The sequence below is a fragment of the Spirosoma luteum DSM 19990 genome, assembly GCF_000374065.1.
In the GTDB taxonomy this organism is placed as follows: domain Bacteria; phylum Bacteroidota; class Bacteroidia; order Cytophagales; family Spirosomataceae; genus Spirosoma; species Spirosoma luteum.
Genome location: NZ_KB893246.1, coordinates 217,241 through 233,265, shown reverse-complemented (window position 1 = coordinate 233,265; position 16,025 = coordinate 217,241). Strand labels below are relative to the sequence as shown.

Genomic DNA, 16,025 nt, shown 5'->3' with positions numbered 1-16,025 from the left:
ATATGAGTAGGGGACGCGTTCAGAAATTTTCGTTCGGTGGTAATGTACTCGCGTATCGAAAACTTGGTACTGGTTCGGCTGTGTTAATTGCTTTTCACGGATTCGGTCAGTCTGGTGGGGCTTTCATGCCGCTGGAACGCTCGTTAGCTAACCAGTTCACCATTTTTGCCGTTGATTTATTTTTCCACGGTCATAGTGAATATAATGCCAACCAACCGTTAGCCAAGCCTGACTGGTATCGCCTGATGGATGCCTTTTTACGGACGCAGGGCATAACGCGTTTTTCATTAATGGGTTTTAGTCTTGGCGGACGGTTTGCCCTGACTACAGTGGAAGCTTTTGCCGAACGAATCGACCAATTGTTTTTGATGGCACCCGATGGTATCACTCAAAACAACTGGTATCGGTTGGCTACTGCCAGCACGTTGGGGCGAAAACTGTTCTGTTTTGTTCTCCAACATCTGCCTTTGTTACTGCACATAGGGCATACGCTCGTTAAACTCGGTTTATTGAAACAGAGACTCATGCGTTTTGCCGAACGCTCACTTGGTACCCCTAATCAGCGGATACTGGCTTACCGAAGCTGGACGCAGTTCAGGCAAATTCAGCCAAACCTGGTTACCATTGCCGATCTAATCAATCATATTTCCATACGCGTTCATTTTTTCACCGGCGTATTCGATCCTATTGTTCCCGGTCCTTATGTACTACCCCTCACACGAAAACTACGCCAGTATGAATGGACTAATCTGGAAGCCCGCCATAATCAGTTGATTGATTTAGCAGGCCCTATTTTAAGGAACGCTGGATAGTGAGCCAAAGCCCTGCTATAGATAAGATGATCAGTACAATCACCACAATCTGCATCCAGGAATTCTGATTAGGATTTTCTAAAAGAGTTTTTATTTCGCGGGCCTCGTGGCCCGACCATATCGCTAATATCGTTCTGGGTGCCATACCCAAAAAGCCACCCAGTAAAATATTTTTGAGTTTTGCGCCGGAGAGAGCAAATAACAAATTGGTTAGACCGAAGGGGAGAACAGGAGAGAGTTTCGCAAAAAAAATGACTTCAAGTTCCTTATTAAGAATTCGGTCGAGGATGGATTTCGCTTTTGGATTTCTATTGATAAAAGCCAGAAATCGGTCATGATCAAGCCATTGGACCACAAGATTTATAAACAGAATACCGCCAAAATTGATGACAAACAAAGGCAAGACGGCCTGCCAGCCCAGAAAATAGCCGAAAATGAGTGCCAGCATGGTTGGGGGAGTAAGCCCCGCTGAGGTGATTGTACAAATAATTGTGAGACCCACCCACTGCCAGGCTGTCAGACCAGCAATAGCAGCTTCGTGTACAACGGCATAGTAAGTCAGGAAAGACGTAAATACGATGGGAGTTGCTGATAAAACGATACCTGCAATGGCCGGCCCGGTAAGTGCTTTTAACTGAGTTGGTTTCACAGATAGTCAAACCGCCAAAAGGCCGTTGTGGTTTAATTGGTGATACAATAGAAGATTTGTTTGACCAAATAAGAAAAAAGAAGTCCAAAATTAATTGTGCGTTTACGCTAGCGGTAGCGTTGCACCGATGCGCTACAATTCTTCACTACTTTTGAGCATGAAATTCGCAACAAAAGCCATCCATGCGGGCATTGAGCCAGACCCTACTACGGGCGCCATCATGACCCCCATCTACCAAACCTCCACATATGTGCAGGAATCGCCGGGCAAGCACAAAGGGTATGAATATGCCCGGACCCAGAACCCGACCCGAACAGTGCTGCAAAATAACTTGGCCGCTCTGGAAAACGGAAAGCATGGTATCTGCTATGCGTCCGGTCTGGGAGCCACGGATGCTATTCTGAAACTATTCAAACCCGGCGACGAAATTATTGCCAGCAACGATTTATACGGGGGTACCTACCGTATCATGGTGCGCGTATTTCAGGAGTTTGGTCTCATATTCCGGTTTGTTGATTTATCTAATCCGGCAAATCTGGAACCGGTCATTACGGCCACTACGAAGATGGTCTGGATTGAAACGCCAACCAACCCACTGCTTCGTCTGGTCGATATTGCCGCCATTTCGGCCATTACCAAAGAGCGGGGTATCAAACTGGTCGTTGATAATACGTTTGCTTCTCCCTACCTGCAAAACCCGCTCGACTTAGGCGCGGATATCGTGATGCATTCGGTTACCAAGTATCTTGGCGGGCACTCCGATACGGTTATGGGGGCTATCATTTTGAACGATGATGAAACGGCTGAGCAACTGGCATTTATTCAAAACGCCTGTGGGGCTGTGCCGGGGCCACAGGATTGTTTTCTGGTATTACGTGGTATCAAAACCCTGCATGTACGGATGCAGCGTCATTGCGAAAATGCCATGAAAGTGGCCCATTATCTGCAACAACATCCAAAAATAAGTCAGGTATATTACCCCGGTCTGGAATCTCATGCCGGACATGTGTTAGCCAAAAAACAGATGCGCGACTTTGGCGGGATGCTCTCTTTCGAACTAAAAGGGGACTCAATGCCCGAGGCTATCCGCGTAATGGAAAGCTTCAGCGTGTTTTCGCTGGGTGAATCTCTGGGCGGAGTGGAGTCACTTTGTACGCACCCGGCCAGTATGACTCACGCCAGCATTCCCAAGGAAGCCAGGCTGAAAAATGGCCTGAAAGATACCCTCATCCGGCTCAGTGTCGGTATTGAGGATGTTGATGATTTAATTCAGGACCTTGCTCAGGCAATTGCTTAAGTAATGTGAGGGATGTTTACAACTGGTCATTCCCCACCCAGTCAATACCTTATGCTTCGACTTCTACTTTTCTTTATTTGTTTAACACCCGCCCTCGCCCAGGTTCCAAACGGCTTTGTACAACGGCAGATAGCCCGAAATCTGAACCCAACCAGACTGACATTTGCGCCAAATGGGCAGTTATTTGTGGCGGATAAAGGGGGGGCAATTATCGAAATCGTTAATGATAGAGTAGCCTCTGAACCATTTATGACGATAGCCAATGTAGATACCTACAATGAGCGGGGGCTGTCGGGCCTTTGTTTTCACCCCGATTTTCCGCGGACACCTTATTTCTACGTTTACTACACGGTAAAAGGAGCTGACCACAACCGACTGAGCCGATTCCAGGTAACGGGGGGCATAGCGGACCCTAAAAGTGAGAAAATTCTGTTTGAATTTGACAAGTTACTAGGCTCCATTCATAACGGAGGTTCGCTGCGGTTTGGGCGGGATCAAAAATTATACGTTGGACTCGGTGACGGGTCCAATGCGCCAATGGCTGATCGACTTGACAGTTTCTTAGGGAAGATACTACGGATAAATGATGATGGCAGCATTCCAGCAGATAATCCGTTTGCTGGGATCGCCACTGGCTTTTACAAGGCCGTTTATGCCATTGGCTTCCGGAATCCATTTTCAATGGATATTGACCCCCTATCGGGGCAAATACTTGTTGGCGAGGTGGGGGGGGATTTGTTTGAAGAGGTGGACGATGTTAAAGCTGGCGGGCATTATGGCTGGCCGCTGGTTGAGGGGTTGCGAACCAATCAGGAAGTCCCCGGTAACTATGTCGATCCTATTTACTCCTACAAGCATGACCTGGATTGCGCTATAACCGGACTCACATTTTACAACCCTACCACCGTTCGTTTCCCCGCCGAATACCGAAAAAAGGCGTTTTTTGCTGACTATTGCGGAGGAATAATTCATACTATTGACCCGGTAACTGGCCAGGTGCTTGGTAACTTCGTAACTAATATTGACCGTCCTGTAGCATTGGCTACCAGCCCCGATGGATACCTGTATTACATAGCTAGAGGTGGAATGGGTGGCGGCTCACAGGCCGATAACACCGCAACCGGCAATGGGTCTGTTTACAAAGTATCCTATTTTGATTCTGGCATACCCTATATAACCACCCAGTCGACTGGGGCTTTTGTGGCTGTTGGTGAAGCGGCTACTTTGTCAATAGATGCCGTAGGCCAGAAACCACTGACGTACCGCTGGTATCGGAATGGGAACCTGATAAGCGGAGCATCTCAAAGTCAGTATGCTATCACTAATCCATCCCTGGCCGACAACGGGGCTTTATTTACTTGTACTGTAACGAACGCAATTGGTTCTGATACGGCCAGCACCATGATGCTCCGGGTGGTGCAGGGGCAGCGGCCGGTAGCGCGTATTTTACAGCCACTTACGAATAGAACGTATCAGGGTGGTGGCACAATCACCTACGCCGGGGAAGCCCTCAATGCTAGTCAACAGCCCCTGGCCAGTGCTAAATTAACCTGGTGGATTGATTTTCACCACGAAGACCATGTTCATCCGGCACTGGACCCCATTACCGGTCCCACCTCCGGGACGTATAAAGTAGCCCGCGTGGGCGAGACCTCTACCGATGTTTGGTATCGGGTTCACCTCCGGGCAACGGATGTGTCGGGGCTAACGGCAGAGTCCTGGGTAGACGTAAAACCTCAGGTTAGTATTGTCACTATCACTAGTCAACCGGCCGGAGCGCTGGTAACGATCGACGGACAGTTACAACAGACAAGCCTTACCTTTCCTGCAGTGGTTGGTATGCTGCGCACAGTTAGCACAAAGCCTTATCTGGCAGCCTCAACCGGTTTTCATAAGTTCTCGGGCTGGAGCAACGGACAAACCTCTACCATATTTACCTACGAAATACCGGCTGTTAGTACGCCACTGACCATGAACTATACCGCTTTGCCCTCACCGGGAGGAAATGGGCTGATGGCAGAGTATTATACTGACAGGAATGACTTCGTCGATCCACCAACAGTAGTCCGGATTGACTCAACAATTGATTATTACTGGAGTTACGGCTCTCCTGACCCTAAACTGTCCGCTGATAACTTTGTGGCCCGTTGGTCGGGCAAGTTTCAGGTTCCTTTTTCGGACACATTCACCTTCGCGGCCGAATCGGATGACGGAGTGAGGCTGTGGATAGATGACAAACTGGTCATTGATAAGCTGGAAATACAGGAATCAACCGAATGGTTGGCCAATGTTGAGCTGAAAGCGGGACAAACCCACACGATTCGGTTGGAATATCTTGAAAATCAGGGAGAATCCCTGGTGCATCTACGCTGGAGTTCTCCTCAGTTTGATAAAGCAGTTATTAGTAAATCACAATTGTTCGGAGCACTCCTTATCACCGCCAGTGAGCCAGCTATTGATGCGTCATTGACCCTTTTTCCCCAACCCGCCCACGACCACCTGACCGTTCGATACGTAGCTCCCCAGCCCGGTCCGGCGCAGCTTGAGGTTACTGACCTGCTGGGCCGACGGGTTTACCAGAAAACCGTTTATGTAGCAATCGGTACAAACGAGTACGGTATACCAGTAGCCGCCTGGCCGGGAGGATTGTACCACCTGGCCATTCATCCTGCCGATCAGTCAGCTGTGTTCCGGCGAATGCTTGTTCGTTAAAACCGGACCCGTATACCCGCCAGAAAATTCCGTCCGGCCTGTGGGTAATAAGCATTGTCTGATATAACTTTTCCTTCCGAAATATACCCGTAGGTATAGCCATTTGACTCGTACTTCTCATCCAGTACATTGTTAAACAGCAGTGTAAACGCAATTTCCTGAGCAAACGCTGGTTTCAGCGTGTAGATAACCCGGATATCGTTCGTGAAATAAGGATTTAACTTTCTGCTTTCGCTGGAGGTATTGTCCAGGTATTGTTTGCCAACGTATTTCGAAAGAAGCCCCAGTTCCAGCCCTTTGGCCGGTGTAAAGAGTAATTGCGAGCCTGAAATTACATTGGGGGAAAACGAAATGTCCGTCTGGCTGTACTGGCGAATATCCTGTGCACCCGTATCGTAATTATCCAAATACTCCGTGAAGTTTTCGACCTTGTTCCGGCTGAGTGTTGCGTTTACATTCCAGCGGAGTTTGCTGGTCAATCGAGCACCGGCTTCCAGCTCTACCCCGGCCCGATGACTTTCGGGTATATTCACCCGGTTATAGGCGCCTACATCATTTATCTGTCCCGATAAAACCAACTGGTTCTGGTAATCCATGTAGTAGCCGTTAAGGGAAACCGTAAATTTCTGCCCCTGTAGTTTGTACCCTACCTCGTAGTCAATTAGTTGTTCCGCTTTGGGGCGGCTCTCCGGGGTCGACTGCGTGTAATCATCCCGGTTGGGTTCCCGGTGTCCCACACCTACCGATGCGTAGGCCGTACTATGGTCATTGATGGTATAGGTTAAGCCTGCTTTCGGGTTAAAAAACGTCAGGTTGGCGTTCTGCTGTACGTTTTGGAGCTGACTGTTGAACCCAAGAAACGAATAGCCAACCGTGCGTACCTGCAAATCAAGAAAACCGTTGAACTGATTGCTGAACTGATAAAAGGCTTTTGCGTACAGATTGACATCGGTTTTGATTGCATCGTCATTATAATACTGATTCCGAATGTTGGTATTTCCCGCAATGCGTGCCCAGATTATCTCGCCGTAGTGGCCACCCTGATACTGATTCCACCCACCACCGATATTGGCCGTCAGTTTCCCGAAACTGTTGTAATCGAGCGAAAATACCGTACCGTAAAAATCGTTATTCAGCCATTTCCGCCGAACAATATCGGTTTTGCTGATAGTCGAGTCACCAATCACAACGGGGGGTAAGTTGTACTTGCTGAAAGCATCGTTAGGTTTGAACTCTTCGTAATACCCTTTTCCCTTTGTGTAGAATAGGGAGGCATTCAACCGCCAGTTTTTACTTAGACCGAATGAACTAATCAGCTGGTAATTATCCTGCTGGTAGTTGTCCGTCTGGTTATCGTAGGTAAACGAATTGTAAGTTCGGTTGGTGGGCAGAATAGCTTCCGGTACGCCATTCCAGGCCTGGTACGTTTGCTCCTGTCCCGAAAATACGTTTAGCCGGATAAAGCTATTTTTGGCGTAGTAGCCTCCCGATAGATAAAACGACTTCAAATCTGAAAACGCCCGGTCGATAAAGCCATCAGAGTGTATTTTCGATAACCGGGCATCCAGGACAAAATGATTATTTAGCAGGCCAGTACCTGCCAGTATGTTTACCTTTCGGGTTCCAAACGAGCCACCCGACAGGTTTACTTCGGCATAGGGTTTCTCTTCCAGTTTATTCGTCTGGATATTGATAGACGCGCCAAAGGCCCCCGCACCATTAGTCGATGTGCCCACACCCCGCTGAATCTGAATACTGCTCACGGAAGAAGCAAAGTCAGGCATATCGACAAAGTAAGTGCCCTGCGATTCCGCATCGTTATACGGAATACCATTGAGTGTTACGTTGACCCGCGTGGCATCGGACCCGCGGATACGAATGCCCGTGTACCCCACACCCGCCCCGGCATCGGACGTTGTGACAACAGAAGGGGTGAAATTGAGCAACTGCGGTATGTCCTGCCCCAGATTTAGCTTGTTCAGTTCCTGGCGGGTTACGTCCGTGTAGGCAATGGCCGATTTTTGATTGGCCCGGGTTGCGCTCACCACTACTTCATCAACGGCCACGGCTGTTTTAGTCAGGTTAACGGATAGTATGATATTCTGGGTAAGGTCAACCGTTTTGAGTTGGGGTTCGTAGCCAAGCAGTGATACGCGCAAGGAAAGCGTTCCCGGCTTCAGGTTGGCGAGCTGAAACATGCCGGATGCATCGGTGAAGGTCCCTTTATAAGTATTTTCAATCACGATAGCTGCGCCGGGAAGTGTACCGCCATCGGCATCGCTTACTGTACCCGAAATGGAAAATTGAGCCCATACGGGCAGTGCAGGTAGCCAGCATAAGGCCGCGAGGAAAACAAGATAGGTCGTACCTTTTTTCATTTGTGAAAAAGATTACGATAGGCGAGGGGCCAAACCTACCTCTGGTTATAGATAGTTGGTTGGTAAATAGTCATGAACACGATTCATGATTACATTTCCCTTCACGGCATTACCCGCGCAGGTTCAATGGGTATAATCTCAGCCCGTTGTTTTAGGGCACCCCTTCATAAGATTAGCGGGACAAAGTTAAGTCAAATTCAATATAACAAGAGTTCTAGCTGAGCGTTTTTATTTTTTAAACAGGCAGTAATGTATATATGAGCGAATTTGATTTAGTTGTGCTTACAGAAGATTTGGCAAACAGGCGGTTAAAAGCAGGAGATGTTGGAACAGTCTTAACCGTTTACGGAGAAGACAGAGCGTTTGAAGTAGAGTTTGCCACGTTGACGGGCGAATCGGTAGCTGTAGAAACGCTGTTACCGCATCAGATTCGGGGAATTCGACCATCAGAAATGATGGCTGTACGGGATATGACCCTACAGGAACCCGCTGATTCGTAAACTTTTGACGCTTACCCTTTTCCGCAATGCTAAATATTTCTAATTTTGCACTCCAAATTGCAAAAGCATGAGCAAGAAGAACACCGGACTTGAGTTTTTAGAAGACCCGGACGCGCTGGCCGGTCAGTTAGAGCGGGCTGAAGATTTTTTTGAACAGAACCGAACCATCATTTTCGGTATAGTAGGTGCTATCGTTCTAGCAATCGTTGGTTTCTTCGGTTATCAGTATTACGTAAGCACCCAGGACGAAACGGCTCAGGCCGAATTATTCCCATCGGTTTACCAACTGGAAGCCGATTCGCCCAAGGTAGCTCTCAACGGAGACGGTAAAACTCCGGGTCTCTTATCCGTAGCGGATAATTATGGTGCCACGAAGGCCGGTAATCTGGCTGAGTTCTACGCTGGTGTTGCGCTGCTGAAAGAGGGGAAATACGATGAAGCCATTGCGCATCTGAACGATTTTAGTTCGTCGGATTTGCTGATTCAGGCTCGGGCCTATGCGCTTGTAGGTGATGCCTATATGGAAAAGAAAAGTTATGATGAAGCGGCTGACCATTACCGGAAAGCAGCCGATTATAAGCCCAACAAATATTTTACACCCGGCTACCTGACGAAACTGGCAGTTGCCTACGAGCAGGCAAAGCAGAACGATAAAGCCATCTCGACGTATAACGAGATAATCGAAAAATACGGCCAGTCGGCAGAAGCGGCCAGTGCGAAAAAGTATAAATCCGTACTGGAAGCCACTGTCGGTGAGTCGTAAGCGTACTTGACTAACTCAATACTGCAAAGGACAAAGCCGAAACCGGTTTTGTCCTTTTTTATTCAGTATCCCGGACCGGTACGCCGGAGTGGGGCACGTCTGGAAATAACAAGTAACTAAAGCAATATCCGGATGGCTACGTCCGGAACACTAAATTGTATGGCATCTACCAATAAGAGTCTCAGCGTTTTTTCAACGGATGAACTGCCCGATATTAGCAACCGGTGTTTTGTTATACTGGTATCGGAGTGGAATACAGACGTTACCGAAGCGTTGTTTGCCGGGGCTTACCAAACGCTGATTCAGCACGGGGCCCTAGCGGGAAATATTATCCGCGGCAATGTGCCGGGTAGTTATGAATTGAGTCTGGGCGCGCAGTGGTTTGCTCAGCAGGATAAAGTAGATGCCGTTATTGCACTGGGTTGTGTTATTCAGGGTGAAACAAAGCACAATGATTACATAAACCACGCAGTGGCGCAGGGCCTGACAAACGTTGGCCTGAAAACAGGGAAACCTGTCATCTTTGGGGTACTTACACCCAATGACCAGCAGCAGGCACTCGACCGGGCGGGCGGTATCCACGGAAACAAAGGTGACGAAGCGGCCATTACCGCTATTAAAATGATTGGTTTAAAAGAACAGGTATACAGTAAAATTTAAAGAGTGAGAGAGTGAAAGAATGAAAGGGCGCTGAACGGCTTTTAATTCTTTCGCTCTCTCACTCATTCACTCTTTCACTAATATGCACGTCTGGAAATTTGGCGGCACGTCGGTCGGGAAGCCCGAGCGGATGCAGTCTATTCGTAAACTGATAACGGAAGACAATACCCATAAGATTGTCGTTCTCTCGGCCCTGGCGGGTACAACAAATGCATTACTGAGCATTGGCGAAGCCCTCAAAGTGAACGATGATGTTGATGCGAATGCAAAAATTGATTCGCTCATCGAGCATTATGGTCATTTTGTGGATGAACTCTACAAAACGACCGACGGTAAGGCGGCCGGGCAAAAAATTATAGAGGCCGAGTTCTCCTTTATCCGCTCACTAACAGGTATCAAGCCATTTACCCTCAAACAGGAAAAAGAACTGGTGGCCGAGGGGGAGTTGCTTAGTACGCAGCTTTTTCAGGCTTATTTGGCCGAGGAAAATGTGTCGTCTGCTTTATTACCTGCGTTGGAGTTCATGCGGATTGACGCCGACAATGAGCCTGAGATCCACTATACCGAGCAAAAGCTGGCTGAAATCTTGCCCCCGCACGCCGATAAGCAAATTATCGTTACGCAGGGTTTCATCTGCCGGAATCCACGCGACGAAGTAGATAACCTGAAGCGGGGTGGATCTGATTATACAGCTTCGCTGATCGGTGGAGCCGTTCGGGCTGAGGAAATTCAGATATGGACGGATATCGACGGGATGCATAATAATGACCCGCGTATCGTAAAAAACACCTTCCCCGTTCGGGAGTTGACTTTCGACGAAGCGGCTGAGCTGGCGTATTTCGGCGCTAAAATACTGCACCCATCTACCATTACCCCCGCCCGGATGTTTGGTGTGCCCGTGCGGCTAAAAAACACGATGGAACCGAAAGCACCGGGTACCCTCATCTCCGACCATACCGCCGGTACGGCTCAGCAACAGATATTCAAGGCAATTGCGGCCAAGGATGGTATTACGGCCCTGTATATTCACTCGACCCGGATGCTGAATGCCTATGGTTTCCTGCGCCGGATTTTCGAGATTTTCGAGAAGTACAAAACACCCGTTGATATGCTGGCTACATCGGAAGTGTCAGTATCCGTTACGATTGATAACACGGAGCGCATTCAGGAGATTACGGATGAACTCAATACGTTCTGTACGCTGGAAGAGCCTGACTACGACCAAACAATTATCTGCATTGTCGGTAACTTCAGTGCCGACAACAAGGGGGTAGCCGTTCGGGTGTTCAATGCCATGCAGGACATTCCTATCCGAATGATTTCGTACGGTGGAACGGAAAGTAATCTGTCATTACTGATACATGGTCAGTACAAAGCCCAGGCATTGAATGCGTTGAACGATGGACTTTTTTTGGCATAGATTCAACTCACCTTCTAACAGTAGCACTAATCGCCGTTAGAAAACGACTTATCATTATAGACTAATGCTGCAACTTCCATTTATACGCGATAATAAAGAAGCAACCATAGCAGGCCTAGGCAAACGAAATTTTTCCGGTGCCGAAGCCAGTATTGACCAGGTACTGACATTGGACCAGCAACGGCGTGATACGCAGCGCGAACTTGATGATGTGCTAGCCCAGTCCAATGCGAAAGCGGGCCAGATTGGTGCGTTTATGAAGGCCGGGGATAAAACAGCGGCTGAAGGGGCCAAATTAGAAACAGCAGCGTTGAAAGTTCGCTCGAAAGAACTTGCCGATTCGCTTCGTCAAATCGAAGTCGATTTACAGGCGGTTCTGGTCACCATTCCTAATCTGCCACATAGCAGCGTTCCTGAAGGTCGTTCGGGCGATGATAATGAAGTGGTGCTGGAGCATGGTGAGAAACCGGTTCTGCACGACAAAGCCCTGCCCCATTGGGAACTCATCAAAAAGTACGGTAGCGACGCCGGGCCTATGATTGATTTTGAACTGGGTGTCAAAATTGCAGGGGCGGGTTTTCCAGTGTACAGGGGAAAAGGAGCTCGGATTCAGCGGGCCATGATTAACTTTTTTCTAGACGAGGCCATGAAGGCTGGCTATATGGAAGTACAGCCGCCCATTGTGGTCAACGAAGATTCGGGATTTGGGACGGGGCAACTGCCGGACAAAGAAGGGCAGATGTATTACATGCCGGAAGATAAGCTCTACCTGATTCCTACCGCCGAGGTTCCTATTACGAACATATACCGGGATGTGATTCTGCCGGAAAATCAGTTACCAATTAAAAATGTGGGCTATACCCCCTGTTTCCGGCGCGAAGCGGGTTCGTGGGGTGCCCACGTTCGGGGATTGAACCGATTGCACCAGTTCGACAAAGTAGAAATAGTGCGCATCGAGAAGCCGGAAAACTCGTACGCAGTTCTTGAGGAAATGAGTCTGCACGTACAAAGCCTGCTACAGAAACTGGAACTACCCTACCGGGTGTTACGGCTTTGCGCGGGCGATATGGGCTTTACATCAGCCCTGACATACGACATGGAGGTATGGTCGGCGGCTCAGCAGCGTTGGCTGGAAGTTAGCTCCGTTTCAAATTTTGAAGCCTACCAGGCCAACCGGCTTAAACTTCGCTCTAAGCTTGCGGGGAAGATGCAGTTACTGCATACCCTGAACGGATCAGCACTGGCTCTGCCGCGTATTCTGGCCGCCATTCTGGAAAATAATCAGACCCCGGAAGGCATCCGCATTCCGAAAGTGCTGGTGCCCTACTGCGGGTTTGATATGATTGACTAACAGTCGCAGGAGTAGTTGCCGTAACCCGGATAATGGGGCGATAAGTTGCCCGAAACACTAACAACGCGGTCCAGCGGAATCATCTCGCCAGTTGCCAGCTCGAGCCAGTTGGTAGTACCTTCCTTAACGAGTTGCTTAATGGTTACGTCTGTTTTGATGAACTCGTTCAATTCGCTCAGGTATTCAAGGCGAACGAACTTGCCGGGAATAATAGCCGCCCGAAAGTCGGTTTCGGACGAAGTAAAGTCAGATTGATTTGGGTTTGTTTCCATATAGATAGAACACCCTTAAAACGTGAAACGTGCCCTAGTTCTCGCCGGGGCACGTTTCACGTTTTAACAAGGACAGGATGTCTATACTAGCTTTTCCAGTTCATTCTGCAACTCACGGAGGATGGTTTCCTTCATGGCAATTTTGCGTTTCTGTGTGTTAATTTTATTCAACACCTGCTTATCGGCATCATTGTTCGGGTCGAGTCCATCGGCATCCTGCAAGGCAAATTGCAGGTCGTTTTTCTCCCGTTTCACCAGGTAATCCATCTCCCGGATTTTTGTCCGAACCTGTTCTGACTGGCTTTTTAATTCAAAAGCCGGATATTTCCGGGCAAGTACACGACCGAGGTAACTCAGTTCAAAGATTTTGTCGCAGGCGGCCCGGAATCGTTCATTGACCACTTTGTCCTGCAACTTAAACGGTACCCGAACTTCTTTCCAGCTATTCAGTAATACCTTGGCTCGTTCGGCAGCAGCAAAAATATCGGATTGTTTCGCGAGTTGTTCCGCTTCGTCCGCCATCTTCATTTGCTGCTCCAAACGAGGATCAATCTTCGGTACCAGCACAATGCCTTTCACATCATTGTACTTGGTATAAAACATGGTCGTGGCTTTCTTGAACTGCTTGTACAGTTTACCACTTTTTTTAATGGGTACCTCGCCAACCGCTTTCCAGGCGTTGTTAAGCTTACGGACTTCCTGAAAAGCTGCATCCAGATCGCCCAGCCGATTGGCCCGGAAGGCCAGCCGGATAAGCTCGTCGTATTTGTCCAGCCGTTCCTGAATAACCTTGTTTTGCTCGTTGAAAAACTCACGCCTGCGCGTAAAAAAACCATCCAGTAGTTCCTGAAACTGATCTTCAATGTCGGGGTCAACTGCTTTATCGACCGGTCCCGTTTTAATCCATTTAGTCTTGATTTCCTGAAGGGCATCGGCGGTTTCGCGCCATTCTGTGCTGTCGGCAATAGCGGTGGCCTCGGCGAGCAGGGCCTGCTTGATGTCGAGATTTTTCCGCTGGTTGACCGCAATTAATTCGGCGAGCAGTTGTTCCTGAGCATCCAGCCGTTCAATCAGGGGTGGAAAGTTACCGAGTGCGTCGAAGTTTAGTAACTTCTTGCGGAGTTGAACCAGTTTTGTGAGGTACGAACCCTTGTTCTGGGCTTCGGTAATATCGTTCTCTAACTGGCTGACTTTACTCTCAGCGATGATGAAGCGATTCTTAAAATAATCGAGCGCTTCCTGCTCGGTTCTTTTTACTTCGCCAATCTGGCGATCTTCGTAATTCAGGTAGCCTTTCAAAAATACCTTTCCGTCTTTGACGTAACCGTATTCATCTACCAGTGAAGCGTTTTCCATTACTATACTTGGTTAAAGCTGCGCTGCGGGTTAAATTTGAGGAATAACCACAAATCTATCAGAAATTAATGAGCCAGGAAACTATAATTTTCTCTATGGCTGGTGTGAGTAAAAATATTCCGCCTAACCGACAAATCCTAAAGAACATTTACCTTTCCTTCTTCTACGGAGCAAAAATTGGTGTTCTCGGCCTGAATGGCTCTGGAAAATCTACCCTGCTACGCATTATTGCGGGACTGGACAAAAATTACACGGGCGAGGTAGTATTCTCACTTGGCTACTCCGTTGGTATGCTCGATCAGGAGCCAATATTCGAAGCCGGTAAAACCGTTCGTGAGGTTGTAGAAGAGGGTGTTCAGGAAGTGGTTAATCTACTGAAGGAATTTGATGAAATAAACGAAGCTTTTGGCGACCCCGATGCCGACTTCGACAAATTATTGGCCCGGCAGGGTGAGGTACAGGAAAAACTGGATCACCACAATGCCTGGGAACTCGATCAAAAGCTCGAACGGGCCATGGATGCCCTGCGCTGTCCGCCGTCCGACGCGGTAATTGATACACTCTCCGGGGGGGAAAAACGCCGGGTCGCCCTGTGTCGGTTACTGTTGCAACAGCCGGATGTACTCCTGCTTGACGAACCGACTAACCACCTCGATGCCGAATCGGTATTGTGGCTGGAAGAACACCTCCGGCAATATACCGGAACGGTCATTGCCGTAACGCACGACCGGTATTTTCTGGATAATGTAGCGGGCTGGATTCTGGAACTGGACCGGGGCGAGGGTATCCCCTGGAAAGGTAATTACTCCTCCTGGCTGGAGCAGAAGCAAAATCGACTGGCTAAAGAGGAAAAGACCGAATCCAAGCGGCAGAAAACCCTTCAGCGCGAACTGGAATGGGTAAAAATGGCTCCCAAAGCTCGTCAGGCCAAGTCGAAAGCCCGATTGGGTGCTTACGAAAAGCTGCTGAACGAAGACGCAAAAAGTCGAGACGATAAACTCGAAATCTTTATACCGGCCGGACCACGACTGGGGGCTAAAGTAATAGAAGCTGAAGATGTATCCAAAGCATTCGGCGACCGGCTGCTATTCGAACATTTGGGCTTCCGCCTGCCGCAAGGTGGTATCGTGGGTATTATTGGTCCCAACGGAGCCGGAAAAACCACGCTATTTAAGCTCATTACCGGTCGCGACAAACCCAACTCGGGCACATTCGATGTGGGTGAAACTGTGAAGGTAGCGTACGTGGATCAGGAGCACGATGGGTTGGACCCGAACAAAACGGTGTTTGAAACTATATCGGGCGGAAATGAGTGGATTATGATGGGCGGCAAGCAGTCGAACGCCCGCGCTTACGTGAGCCGTTTCAACTTCGGCGGGGCCGACCAGGAAAAGAAAATCGGTACCCTGTCGGGGGGGGAGCGCAACCGGGTTCACCTGGCTATGATTTTGAAGGAAGGGGCTAACCTCCTGTTATTGGATGAGCCAACGAACGATCTGGACGTAAACACCCTGCGGGCTTTGGAAGAAGGACTGGAAAACTTTGCCGGGTGCGCCGTTGTCATCAGCCACGACCGCTGGTTTCTTGATCGGATCGCCACCCATATTCTAGCCTTTGAAGGTGATTCGCAGGTATATTGGTTCGAGGGTAACTTCTCTGAGTACGAAGAGAATCGACGTAAACGATTGGGGTCAGATGCAACACCGACCCGGATCAAGTATAGGAAGATCGTGTAGAACCAGATACTTGTTACCCGGAATTACAGCTCAATCTGAACAAGCTAATGAGTAAGTGAAACGAAAAATCGTTGAGCGAAAAGGCACGTATACCAGTAGAAGCTGGTGTGCGTGCCTTT

At 48.7% G+C, this 16,025-nt stretch carries 13 protein-coding genes; 9 read left to right on the top strand and 4 right to left on the bottom strand.

Annotation, left to right across the window (positions count from 1 at the left end):
- Positions 1-2: 2 nt before the first annotated feature.
- Positions 3-812, top strand: coding sequence for an alpha/beta hydrolase (locus B156_RS0105480; protein WP_040585213.1), 810 nt, complete (start codon positions 3-5; stop codon positions 810-812).
- Here B156_RS0105480 and B156_RS0105475 read toward each other — a convergent pair.
- Entirely contained in the window at positions 790-1,461 is a 672-nt protein-coding gene (locus tag B156_RS0105475; protein WP_018618641.1) for a TVP38/TMEM64 family protein, read from the bottom strand. The genes B156_RS0105480 and B156_RS0105475 overlap by 23 nt on opposite strands.
- 157 nt (positions 1,462-1,618) lie before the next feature.
- Here B156_RS0105475 and B156_RS0105470 point away from each other — a divergent pair, with 157 nt between their 5' ends.
- On the top strand, positions 1,619-2,758 hold the full coding sequence (locus B156_RS0105470; protein WP_018618640.1) for a cystathionine gamma-synthase: 1,140 nt from the start codon (positions 1,619-1,621) through the stop codon (positions 2,756-2,758).
- Positions 2,759-2,809: 51 nt separating this feature from the next.
- On the top strand, positions 2,810-5,470 hold the full coding sequence (locus B156_RS0105465; RefSeq protein WP_018618639.1) for a PQQ-dependent sugar dehydrogenase: 2,661 nt from the start codon (positions 2,810-2,812) through the stop codon (positions 5,468-5,470).
- Here the strand turns inward: B156_RS0105465 and B156_RS0105460 are convergent.
- A complete protein-coding gene (locus B156_RS0105460; protein ID WP_018618638.1) occupies positions 5,467-7,848 on the bottom strand; it encodes a TonB-dependent receptor in 2,382 nt (793 codons plus the stop codon). The two genes, B156_RS0105465 and B156_RS0105460, sit on opposite strands and share 4 nt — an antisense overlap.
- A gap of 257 nt (positions 7,849-8,105) precedes the next feature.
- Here B156_RS0105460 and B156_RS0105455 point away from each other — a divergent pair, with 257 nt between their 5' ends.
- The 5 genes from B156_RS0105455 to serS all read left to right on the top strand — a co-directional run bounded on the left by B156_RS0105455 (position 8,106) and on the right by serS (position 12,542).
- The gene (locus B156_RS0105455; RefSeq protein ID WP_018618637.1) at positions 8,106-8,348 is read left to right on the top strand and encodes a DUF4926 domain-containing protein; all 243 of its coding nucleotides are present in this window, start codon (positions 8,106-8,108) and stop codon (positions 8,346-8,348) included.
- A gap of 67 nt (positions 8,349-8,415) precedes the next feature.
- Positions 8,416-9,111, top strand: coding sequence for a tetratricopeptide repeat protein (locus B156_RS0105450; RefSeq protein WP_018618636.1), 696 nt, complete (start codon positions 8,416-8,418; stop codon positions 9,109-9,111).
- A 159-nt stretch (positions 9,112-9,270) separates the two neighbouring features.
- Positions 9,271-9,771 carry a 6,7-dimethyl-8-ribityllumazine synthase gene (gene ribH / locus B156_RS0105445; RefSeq protein WP_018618635.1) on the top strand — a complete coding sequence of 167 codons (501 nt, stop codon included), beginning with the start codon at positions 9,271-9,273 and terminating at the stop codon, positions 9,769-9,771.
- 82 nt (positions 9,772-9,853) lie between these two features.
- On the top strand, positions 9,854-11,191 hold the full coding sequence (locus B156_RS0105440; RefSeq protein ID WP_018618634.1) for an aspartate kinase: 1,338 nt from the start codon (positions 9,854-9,856) through the stop codon (positions 11,189-11,191).
- 64 nt (positions 11,192-11,255) lie between these two features.
- The gene (gene serS, locus B156_RS0105435) at positions 11,256-12,542 is read left to right on the top strand and encodes a serine--tRNA ligase (RefSeq protein WP_018618633.1); all 1,287 of its coding nucleotides are present in this window, start codon (positions 11,256-11,258) and stop codon (positions 12,540-12,542) included.
- Here serS and B156_RS0105430 read toward each other — a convergent pair.
- Together B156_RS0105430 and B156_RS0105425 are read right to left on the bottom strand one after the other, a co-directional pair.
- Positions 12,539-12,814 carry a hypothetical protein gene (locus B156_RS0105430; protein WP_018618632.1) on the bottom strand — a complete coding sequence of 92 codons (276 nt, stop codon included), beginning with the start codon at positions 12,812-12,814 and terminating at the stop codon, positions 12,539-12,541. The genes serS and B156_RS0105430 overlap by 4 nt on opposite strands.
- A gap of 81 nt (positions 12,815-12,895) precedes the next feature.
- Complete coding sequence (locus B156_RS0105425; protein WP_018618631.1) at positions 12,896-14,170, bottom strand: DUF349 domain-containing protein; 1,275 nt, start codon at positions 14,168-14,170, stop codon at positions 12,896-12,898.
- A 68-nt stretch (positions 14,171-14,238) separates the two neighbouring features.
- Here B156_RS0105425 and ettA point away from each other — a divergent pair, with 68 nt between their 5' ends.
- Positions 14,239-15,906, top strand: coding sequence for an energy-dependent translational throttle protein EttA (gene ettA, locus B156_RS0105420; protein WP_018618630.1), 1,668 nt, complete (start codon positions 14,239-14,241; stop codon positions 15,904-15,906).
- Positions 15,907-16,025: the final 119 nt, after the last annotated feature.

Excerpts from the sequence above, each read along its gene's own strand:
- B156_RS0105480 (WP_040585213.1), top strand. The coding sequence starts at position 3 with ATGAGTAGGGGACGCGTTCAGAAATTTTCGTTCGGTGGTAATGTACTC.
- B156_RS0105470 (WP_018618640.1), top strand. The coding sequence starts at position 1,619 with ATGAAATTCGCAACAAAAGCCATCCATGCGGGCATTGAGCCAGACCCT.
- B156_RS0105465 (WP_018618639.1), top strand. The coding sequence starts at position 2,810 with ATGCTTCGACTTCTACTTTTCTTTATTTGTTTAACACCCGCCCTCGCC.
- B156_RS0105460 (WP_018618638.1), bottom strand. The coding sequence starts at position 7,848 with ATGAAAAAAGGTACGACCTATCTTGTTTTCCTCGCGGCCTTATGCTGG.
- B156_RS0105455 (WP_018618637.1), top strand. The coding sequence starts at position 8,106 with ATGAGCGAATTTGATTTAGTTGTGCTTACAGAAGATTTGGCAAACAGG.
- B156_RS0105450 (WP_018618636.1), top strand. The coding sequence starts at position 8,416 with ATGAGCAAGAAGAACACCGGACTTGAGTTTTTAGAAGACCCGGACGCG.
- ribH (WP_018618635.1), top strand. The coding sequence starts at position 9,271 with ATGGCATCTACCAATAAGAGTCTCAGCGTTTTTTCAACGGATGAACTG.
- B156_RS0105440 (WP_018618634.1), top strand. The coding sequence starts at position 9,854 with ATGCACGTCTGGAAATTTGGCGGCACGTCGGTCGGGAAGCCCGAGCGG.
- serS (WP_018618633.1), top strand. The coding sequence starts at position 11,256 with ATGCTGCAACTTCCATTTATACGCGATAATAAAGAAGCAACCATAGCA.
- B156_RS0105430 (WP_018618632.1), bottom strand. The coding sequence starts at position 12,814 with ATGGAAACAAACCCAAATCAATCTGACTTTACTTCGTCCGAAACCGAC.
- B156_RS0105425 (WP_018618631.1), bottom strand. The coding sequence starts at position 14,170 with ATGGAAAACGCTTCACTGGTAGATGAATACGGTTACGTCAAAGACGGA.
- ettA (WP_018618630.1), top strand. The coding sequence starts at position 14,239 with ATGAGCCAGGAAACTATAATTTTCTCTATGGCTGGTGTGAGTAAAAAT.